This is a genomic window from Paenisporosarcina sp. P5_A11, assembly GCF_056400705.1.
The window spans coordinates 1-8,870 of sequence record NZ_JBFUKT010000140.1 but is presented as its reverse complement, the minus strand read 5'-3'; the positions used below and the strand labels follow the sequence as shown (position 1 = coordinate 8,870).

The following is an 8,870-nucleotide window of genomic DNA, read 5'->3' as shown; positions in this document are numbered from 1 at the left end:
AAAAACTTCGGGTCGATTTTATAAAAAAAAGACGATTTAGCCTCTAAAAAGGTTTAATCGTCTTTTGCTTTTTATAAGTTTTAATAGCAATGAACTAAGTGGGATTAAGTTATTTGATAAATAGAAATTCCAAATAGGGAAAAGGTTAAATCTTATGATTTAGTCTTTTTCTGTTCTAGGGGTAGCAMAAGCCAATCGACGTATAAGTTAGGAAACGGGATTGATCAATGGATTCTTTCGAACAAGCAAAAGACTATATACAAGTTTCGGATTCCCATAATGTAAGCCGTTTTCAAATTATATTGGTGACCCAAATAGCGTATTTATGACAAAAGAATTATGAGTTTGCTTTTAACTAAAGGGTGCTTTTCTTCAAGAAAAATCACATAAATCAATCCATAAACTGGCGCTTACTTCAATAAGGAGTAAAGCCTTTTTCTTATTCAAGTAACGGGATAGAGATTTTCTTTCAAAGTGAAAAGACAAGCTCCTCCCAATAGGGAAAGAGCTTGTCGTCGTTTATACGGAGGTGCCTCACGATAGGCCATTCCACCATCACAATGATTTACTTGAATAAAACACTTTTGAGTGAAGCACATCCAGCGACCGGTTAATTTCTTCTAAATCTACATCGGATGCCTCCTTTATCCGTTGCAGAAAACGGGCTTCTATGTGTTTAAAGGCTTCGGTCATCATGACTTCCCCTTCTTTGGAAAGACGGATATATTGCTTTCGTCGATCTTCGGCAACGGCAAATTTTTCGCATAGATTTTTTTCGCTTAGTTTTTTCAGTTCACGGCTCGTGTTAGGCATGGACATATTCTGACAATCACTAATTTGACTAATGGTAACGGGCTGACTAACCGCTATATATTCAAGAATACTATGTTGAACGGGCGTAATGGCATCGGATTTAACATCTTTTGTAATTTCATGCGTCACTTGATGAACAGAAGTAGTAAAGGCCACGAATTTATGAAATAAAGCATTTTTGTCCAAAAGGATCACCTCTTACTGACAATATAACAAAATAGTTGTTATAAAACAATTATCATTTGATAACTAAAAAAGAATGTGTTACGATTTGTTTATCAAATGATAAGTAAAGAGGTGGTACAGTGAAAACGCTGGTTATATATACGCATCCAAATCATCAGAGCCTGAGTTATGCATTTTTTCAAAAGGTCATCCAGGGAAGCAGTGAGAACCCCAATAAAGCGGAGATAAAGGTGCTGGATTTATATGAGGAGGAGTTTAATCCGATCCTAGTTTTCAATGAGAAGAAACGCAGAAGGGATATGCACTCCAATCCCCAACTTGAAAAGTATAGAGAACAAATTATTTGGGCCGATAAAATAGTTTTCATATATCCGATCTGGTGGGGACGGCCTCCAGCTATGCTTTTGGGGTATATAGACCAAATGTTTGCTTCAGAATTTGCCTATAAAGATAAGGGCGGACTTCTGCCAGAAGGACTTTTGAAGGGGAAGTCGGTTGTTTGTATTTCAACGATGAAGGGGCCTACGCATTATCCTTTGTTCTGGTTGAATAATGCCCACAAAGTATTAATGAAGAAAGCCTTATTTAATTATGTGGGGATAAAAAAAGTGAAGTTTTTTGAATTTGGGAATATGGAAAATCTGAAGGGAAGGCATGACGAGAAATTAAATAAAATATATCGTTATTTCAAAATAATAGACCGCTGAAGAATGTAAATAAGTCTTTTTCCCCGCAGTCGGCGCGTTTATTAAGTAACAAAAGCCTAATTTCTCCATGTCTAAGGGAGAAATTAGGCTTTTTATATTTGGATATTCTTTACGTAATTAATTATTTGAAGAAAAATTTAATGTGAATAAAGTGTTTTCATTTGGTTATTAATTTGAAAGTTATTCCCAATTGGACGCTGTTTAGAGAGAACTGTTGCAAATACTAAGGAACAGTCCTTCATAAAAGGTATTCCAATCGGTTGGAAATCCAATAGGTAAAATGTCGAAAAATCATTGCATTGATTAATAAGCACTATTAAATATGGCGAAAGATTGAGCAAACCCCCCACTGGGTGCGGGTGAGGATCTTCCTTAACATATAAAAGATGCATCACTTCGTCGTTAACCTATTACACTTTTTTCAATTCGGTAAATTTGGGTTGATTAATAGAAATTGGTTCCTGCATTTTGTGCTTCGCTACAAGATGATAATAAAGATAGCATGCAAGCATGAAAGGTACACCGCAATACAAGGCTATTCTTTGTTCAGGAATGAACGCTAGACTTATAAGGATTAAGCAATTTAACCCAAAAGCTAAAAGTGGAACAATCGGATAAAGTGGCATTTTGAATTTTAAATCTTTTACCTGTCCACCTTGATTGATAAAAGCTTTGCGACCAAGATAGCTTGAGAGGGCTATGGATGCCCACACCACTACACATCCAAAACCTGCGATTGAAAGTAGCCATAGGTAAACAGTATCCTCTGCAAATACTCCGCATAATAAAGATAAGCAACCTACAAGCATACTTACAATCAATGCATTCATTGGAACTCCATTTTTCGTTAGTTTACCAAACCGTTTGCTAATCATTCCTTTATTAGACATGGACCAAAGCATACGAGACGTTGCGTAGAGTCCAGAGTTTGCTACTGATAGAACAGCTGTAATAATTACAAAATTCATGATATCTGCCGCATAAGGGATACCAATTTTATCAAACACGACGACAAATGGACTTTCAACCAAACCAGCCTCTTGCCATGGAAATAAACCTGCAAGGACAAACATGGCAAGTACAAAAAACACTAATATACGCCAAATCGTATTATTGATTGCCTTTGGAATATTTTTTTCAGGATCTTCACTTTCGCCTGCTGCAATTCCAACTAATTCTGTTCCTTGAAAAGAGAAATTAACCCCTATCATCGTTATTAGGATGGCGAGTACACCATTTGGAAACAATCCGCCATTATTAGTAAAGTTAGAAAGCATTGGAGCTTGGGAACTGCCATTCATTTCCAAGAAACCGAACATGGCCGCGCCACCTAAAAGAATAAACGCAATAATCGTTACTACCTTTATTCCTGCAAACCAGAATTCCACTTCTGCAAAGCTTTTTGTAGATAAAGCATTAATGGCAAAAAGTAGAACCGCAAAAAGGACACACCATATCCAAGGTGATACATCTGGAAACCAGCGTTTCATCAAAATACTAACCGTAATTAACTCCAAACCGATCGTAACAGACCAGTTAAGCCATGACATCCAGCCAATCATATAACCAGTCGAAGGAGAAATATACTTCGTTGCATAAGTTTGATATGAGCCTGCGTCAGGCAGTGAAACCGCCAATTCACCAAGGCAAAGCATCGTTAAATACATGACAAACCCACCAAATATGTATGCTGCTATTGCTCCACCTGGTCCAGCTTCACCAATTGTAAAACCTGATCCCAAGAATAACCCTGTTCCAATAACCCCGCCAAGCGCAATCATAGATAAATGGCGGCCCTTTAATTCCCTTTTTAACTCTTGAGTTTGGATCATTCAACTACCCCCACGTTTTAATTCCATAAAAATGTAAGCGTTTACTATTTTGATAAAATAAACTTTTCACATCCACGTGTACAACCGTTTAGATTTATTTCGAAATGCCTGTCCACAAAACTCTTAGGATATAATTCCACATCATTGATACCACTAATAATGTTTCGGAAATTCAAAACGAAAGAAATGTGGCAAAGTTCACAAAATATAAATAGTATAGACTTGTAGAAAGACTCTTTTTATTATACAGCAAAAGTAATTAATTTTTCCGAATTTCTTGAAAAAAATGTTGGAGAAAACGTAAAACGTCATTGCCATTCAATAATTATTGTTTAACAGATAAAAGGTTGGTTTGAAATATTGATTTAGATGAAAAACGGTTTTAAGAAGAGTGGGAGTTTAGATAAAAAGAAGAAACTATTAATAATGATGGATCACGATGTTTAATTATAGATTCAATAACAAATATTCATACATCTAGATGTTCTATAACTAAGCAGTATTTACTAAATAGTTTTTATAAAATTAATATTATTTAGAAAAAACATTTTTTTTATTTCTGCTAACAGTACTGTTTTATATATTATCGATAAATATTGATTGATAAGTGTTTTGCTGAGAAATACAATTGTATTCTGATGAAAAATTTATTATTATAATATAAGTAATACATGTGTGATAGATTTCAAAGGGAAGATGAATATTCTTTTAAGCAGTTAGGAATTCTTAATAATAAGTGAGGAATGATCCTAGGTAGTAGCTTGATAGGATTGAAAAAGTGATGCCTGGTTCATCATTTCACCACCGAATAGCAAGTAATAGTGTAAGAGGAGGGAACGGAGTGGCAAACAAAGAATTGAAGAGAGGCTTGGAAGCGCGTCATATTCAGATGATTGCTTTGGGCGGTACAATTGGTGTTGGTTTATTTATGGGTTCAGCAAAAACGATTGAATGGACGGGTCCATCAGTACTACTTGCCTATGCAATCGCAGGGATTTTTATATTTTTCATTATGCGTGCAATGGGGGAAATGTTGTATTTAGAACCAAGTGCGGGTTCATTCGCGACTTTTGGCCATAAATACATACATCCATTAGCAGGTTATATCACTGCATGGAGTAACTGGTTCCAGTGGGTTATTGTTGGGATGGCAGAAGTAATTGCAGTTGGAACATACATGCAGTACTGGTTTCCAGATTTACCTGCGTGGATACCGGGTATCATCGCAATGGTGATTCTTGGTGCGGCGAACTTAATTTCCGTTAAAGTATTTGGTGAATTTGAATTTTGGTTTGCGATGATTAAAATCGTTACAATTGTATTAATGATTGTTGCGGGAATTGGTCTTATATTCTTCGGATTAGGTAACGGAGGAGACGCAATCGGAATATCTAACCTTTGGGAAAATGGAGGCTTCTTTGCTGGTGGCTGGTCAGGGTTCTTCTTTGCTCTATCGTTAGTAGTTGCGGCTTATCAAGGTGTCGAACTAATTGGGATTACTGCTGGTGAAGCAAAAGATCCTCAAAAAACGTTAACAAAAGCGATTCAAAGTATTATTTGGCGTATTTTAATCTTCTATGTTGGTGCGATTTTTGTTATTGTAACGGTTTACCCTTGGGACCAACTAGGTTCAATTGGCAGCCCATTTGTTGCAACTTTTGCGAAAATTGGTATTACAGCAGCAGCTGGACTTATTAACTTTGTCGTAATCACAGCCGCAATGTCAGGATGTAATAGTGGTATTTATAGTGGAGGGCGCATGCTTTATACATTGGGAATAAATGGTCAAGCACCAAAATTCTTTACGAAACTATCTCGTCAAGGTGTGCCGTTAGTCGGTACGTTTGGTGTACTAATTGGTTTAGCAATTGGTGTTATTTTAAGTTACATTGCACCAGAAAATTTATTTGTGCATGTATACAGTGCGAGTGTACTTCCAGGTATGGTTCCGTGGTTTGTTATTCTGATCAGTCAAATTCGATTCAGAAAAATTAGAGGAGCCGAAATGGACAAGCATCCATTCAAAATGCCTTTTGCACCGGTGACAAACTACTTGACGATCGCCTTTTTAATTATGGTATTAATCGGTATGTGGTTTAATGATGATACACGTATGTCACTTATTGTAGGGATTGTTTTCCTAGGTATCATTGTCATTAGTTTTTACGCTTTTGGAATAGGCAAGCGTGTTCCAGTAGATGCTCAAAAAAATGATGTAGAGACTAACAGATGATTTATTTTGATTGATGAACATTGAGGACTTCAATTCTATAATAATGAGAAATTTTACCCTGACATCCATTACCACAGAAGTCATAGAAGCTGCACGAACTAGCTTAGTGATTGGACGTAAATAATGAAGAAACCCAGCTAATCCTCTCATGTGGAGATAGCTGGGTTTTAACGTTTGCATGTGCAAAATTGTACTTAAAATAAGTGCGAAATACTGGTTAAAGTGACAGTAATGAGTGATTCAGGAGGATTCTGAAGCGTTTTGAGTTAGCCATTTAATTGACAAACAAAAATACATATTTTTTATGATCTCCGAAGTTCGTTTGTTTGCTGTGATTGGTATAGTCAATCCACTTCACCTTTTTGTATCTTGCTTGGATTCTTTCATTTAACTCTGCTTCAATTTTATTCATAAGACGAAAGACCTTTTCTGAAGGCAAGTTAAAATGATAGGATGCGAGTTCATAAGGGGAGTGTGTAGCCAATAGTTGGAGAAATTGATCAGCTGTATCTGCTCTTAGGGCCAGTTGATTCTCTTCATCGACTATAAATTGATAAAGTTTCCTCTTTTCTTCCGCGATCTTACCGATCTCACTTCTTAMTAAAAAACCCATTAACTTCTCATTCATTTTTTTACCTCAATTATTTGATTTTGAAATTAGTCATCGTATGAAAGGAATGATTAGAATGTTACCAACTTGCTTTCTTTATTCCTGGTAGTTGACCCTTGTGTGCAAGTTCCCTGAAAGCGATCCGTGACATGTTGAATTTTCRCATATATCCTCTTGGTCTGCCAGTCAATGCACATCTGTTTTTCAATCTTGTTGGAGAAGAGTTCTTAGGAAGCTTGTTTAAAGCTAAATAGTTACCTTCTTGTTTCAGTTTATTGCGAAGTACCGAATAATGTTCAACCATCTTTTGTTGCTTTTTGGCTTTAGCAACTTTTGATTTTTTAGCCATGTTATTTCCTCCTTCATGTTATTGTAATGATTACGATTTAAAATTAGCCAAATTTCTTACTTTGTTTCTCTATGCAAAGTCACTTTTCTTAATCGTGGGCAATATTTCTTTAGTTCAATACGCTCTGGATTGTTGCGTTTATTCTTCTTCGTAATGTAATTGCGGTCACCTGTCACTGTGCAGGCCAATGTAATATTTACTCTCATCAGTAATCCCCCTCATTTGTATCAGTCATTTTGCGAATCATGGCAGTGAATCGTGAAATTTAAACCATTATGTTCAACTTTCTTCAAACGCACGAAAACTTGTCTGAGCTTCAATTCGCTTGAACAAACGGAGGAAGTGGATCAGCCAATTTTGTCCAGTCACTCTCCATTTCTTCATCACTTAGTAGACACGCATCAAGCTCGGACTCGATTTCTTCTCGATCCATATCAAGCCCTATCCAAACTATTTCTGTTTGTCGGTCTCCATGAACATCATCCCATCTCGATGCAACGGAAGAATCTTCTTTTATAATCATTTCTTGCTCAGATTTCGGAAAAGTGGCTATCCAATTACCAGCACCTTGGAATTGGAGTGAAGAACCAGCCTGAGACAGTAACCCTGCGATGTTATTTCGAGTTGCCAGCCAGAAAAATCCTTTCGATCGAACAATTTCTTGAGGGAACGTGCTCAACCAAGCGAACCAACGTTCCGGGTGGAATGGGCGTTTTCTTTTATAAACAAAAGATGTGATTCCGTAATCTTCTGTTTCCGGTACATGTTCTTCATTTAATTCTTTAATCCATCCAGCACCTTGACTTGCTAGCTCGAAGTCAAATAGGTTTCGGTCTAGGATTTCTTCAGGTAAAACCGCCCCATTCTCTATGGGTATGATTGTAGCATCGGGATTCAATTTTACTAAAAAGGCTTTAAAAGCTTCTAAGTATTCAGGAGTGACTAAATCTGTTTTACTTATCAGTAAAATATTTGCAAATTCAATTTGATCAATTAATAAATCTGATACATCACGAAGGTCGTTAGCATCTTCCGTTTGTTTTCGTTCAAGAATGGTGTCACCACTTTCATAGTCATTCCAGAATCGAAAGGCATCTACTACCGTTACCATGGCATCTAATCGACAATATTGTGATAAATCGATGTCAACTTCTTCATCGATGTATGTAAATGTTTGTGCTACGGGAATGGGTTCAGAAATACCGGTAGACTCAATAACTAAATAATCGATATCCCCTTGCTTAGCAAGCTTTTCCACTTCAATCATCAAATCTTCGCGCAGTGTACAACAGATACAACCATTTGTCAGTTCGACTAATTTTTCTTCTGTACGTGAAAAACCACCAGCCTGAATGAGTTGCGAATCAATGTTGACTTCGCTCATATCATTTACGATTACAGCGATTTTCTTTCCTTCTTTATTTGCCAATAAGTGATTTAACACCGTTGTTTTTCCTGCCCCTAGGTAACCACTTAAAACGGTAACCGGAATCTGAGTTTTCATATGTTATCTCCATTTCTCCTCCGCAAACAGTAATGATTACGATTTAAAGAATACAATGAATTCAAGTATAATGCAACACTAAAGATGAGAAAATGGTTCGTGACTTTAAATCGCAAAAATTTTTTGCTTTCATCTGAAGAATAGTTTCCCAATTAAAACGAAGTCGTTTTTAAATTATAAATTCTATTATTAGCAAAAATATACATATCATTATTGCTTCAGTTCATTAGCATTCAATGATAAAGGATTGTATAAAAAGATATGACGATGTACACGGGATTACAAGACATATTCGGAGAGTATTATGAGGATCATTGCTCTTGTATTCGGTGGCGAAAAAATGYATTTCGGGAAATGGTTGATGAATTAGTAAAAGGACAATTGGGGTAGATACCAATTCTCCCTTAACCTTTTCTATTCATTAAAACAATTATTTTGTTTATCTTACATTCCACAAAAATATATTTAAAATATTCGCATAAATAGGGTGATTGATTTTATAATTAGGATGAACAAATTTATTGAAATAGAGAGGGGAAACATGATGGACTTAGGATTAAAGGGAAAAGTAGCAATTATAACTGGTTCAAGTAAAGGAATAGGTTTACATACAGCTTTACAATTAGTGAAGGAAGG

At 36.1% G+C, this 8,870-nt stretch carries 8 protein-coding genes and 1 pseudogene; 3 read left to right on the top strand and 6 right to left on the bottom strand.

Going from position 1 to position 8,870, the window contains the following annotated elements:
- Nucleotides 1–555 precede the first annotated feature (555 nt).
- Nucleotides 556–999, bottom strand: a complete 444-nt coding sequence (locus AC1DOS_RS15310) for a MarR family winged helix-turn-helix transcriptional regulator (RefSeq protein ID WP_477538194.1) — start codon at nucleotides 997–999, stop codon at nucleotides 556–558.
- Between the two features lie 119 nt (nucleotides 1,000–1,118).
- Between AC1DOS_RS15310 and AC1DOS_RS15305 the strand changes: the two genes are divergently transcribed.
- A complete protein-coding gene (locus AC1DOS_RS15305; protein ID WP_477538193.1) occupies nucleotides 1,119–1,706 on the top strand; it encodes an NAD(P)H-dependent oxidoreductase in 588 nt (195 codons plus the stop codon).
- 410 nt (nucleotides 1,707–2,116) lie between these two features.
- On the opposite strand, the gene AC1DOS_RS15300 is transcribed toward AC1DOS_RS15305, so the two are convergent.
- Nucleotides 2,117–3,538 carry an amino acid permease gene (locus AC1DOS_RS15300; RefSeq protein ID WP_477538192.1) on the bottom strand — a complete coding sequence of 474 codons (1,422 nt, stop codon included), beginning with the start codon at nucleotides 3,536–3,538 and terminating at the stop codon, nucleotides 2,117–2,119.
- A gap of 781 nt (nucleotides 3,539–4,319) precedes the next feature.
- Here AC1DOS_RS15300 and AC1DOS_RS15295 point away from each other — a divergent pair.
- Nucleotides 4,320–5,771: an amino acid permease gene (locus tag AC1DOS_RS15295; RefSeq protein ID WP_477538191.1), complete on the top strand. Its 1,452-nt coding sequence runs from the start codon at nucleotides 4,320–4,322 to the stop codon at nucleotides 5,769–5,771.
- A 274-nt stretch (nucleotides 5,772–6,045) separates the two neighbouring features.
- Here the strand turns inward: AC1DOS_RS15295 and AC1DOS_RS15290 are convergent, their stop codons facing one another.
- The 4 genes from AC1DOS_RS15290 to AC1DOS_RS15275 all read right to left on the bottom strand — a co-directional run bounded on the left by AC1DOS_RS15290 (nucleotide 6,046) and on the right by AC1DOS_RS15275 (nucleotide 8,234).
- The gene (locus AC1DOS_RS15290; protein ID WP_477538190.1) at nucleotides 6,046–6,399 is read right to left on the bottom strand and encodes a hypothetical protein; all 354 of its coding nucleotides are present in this window, start codon (nucleotides 6,397–6,399) and stop codon (nucleotides 6,046–6,048) included.
- A gap of 61 nt (nucleotides 6,400–6,460) precedes the next feature.
- Nucleotides 6,461–6,730, bottom strand: a complete 270-nt coding sequence (gene rpsN / locus AC1DOS_RS15285; protein ID WP_477538189.1) for a 30S ribosomal protein S14 — start codon at nucleotides 6,728–6,730, stop codon at nucleotides 6,461–6,463.
- Nucleotides 6,731–6,786: 56 nt separating this feature from the next.
- Entirely contained in the window at nucleotides 6,787–6,936 is a 150-nt protein-coding gene (gene rpmG, locus AC1DOS_RS15280) for a 50S ribosomal protein L33 (protein ID WP_477538188.1), read from the bottom strand.
- Nucleotides 6,937–7,046: 110 nt separating this feature from the next.
- A complete protein-coding gene (locus AC1DOS_RS15275) occupies nucleotides 7,047–8,234 on the bottom strand; it encodes a GTP-binding protein (protein WP_477538187.1) in 1,188 nt (395 codons plus the stop codon).
- Nucleotides 8,235–8,778: 544 nt separating this feature from the next.
- Here AC1DOS_RS15275 and AC1DOS_RS15270 point away from each other — a divergent pair.
- Nucleotides 8,779–8,870 (top strand): annotated as a pseudogene (locus AC1DOS_RS15270) (SDR family NAD(P)-dependent oxidoreductase); the annotation flags it as partial.

What these genes read in the sequence shown, in the direction of transcription:
- AC1DOS_RS15300 (WP_477538192.1), bottom strand. Translation starts at nt 3,538, where the DNA reads ATGATCCAAACTCAAGAGTTAAAAAGGGAATTAAAGGGCCGCCATTTA.
- AC1DOS_RS15295 (WP_477538191.1), top strand. Translation starts at nt 4,320, where the DNA reads ATGCCTGGTTCATCATTTCACCACCGAATAGCAAGTAATAGTGTAAGA.
- rpmG (WP_477538188.1), bottom strand. Translation starts at nt 6,936, where the DNA reads ATGAGAGTAAATATTACATTGGCCTGCACAGTGACAGGTGACCGCAAT.
- AC1DOS_RS15275 (WP_477538187.1), bottom strand. Translation starts at nt 8,234, where the DNA reads ATGAAAACTCAGATTCCGGTTACCGTTTTAAGTGGTTACCTAGGGGCA.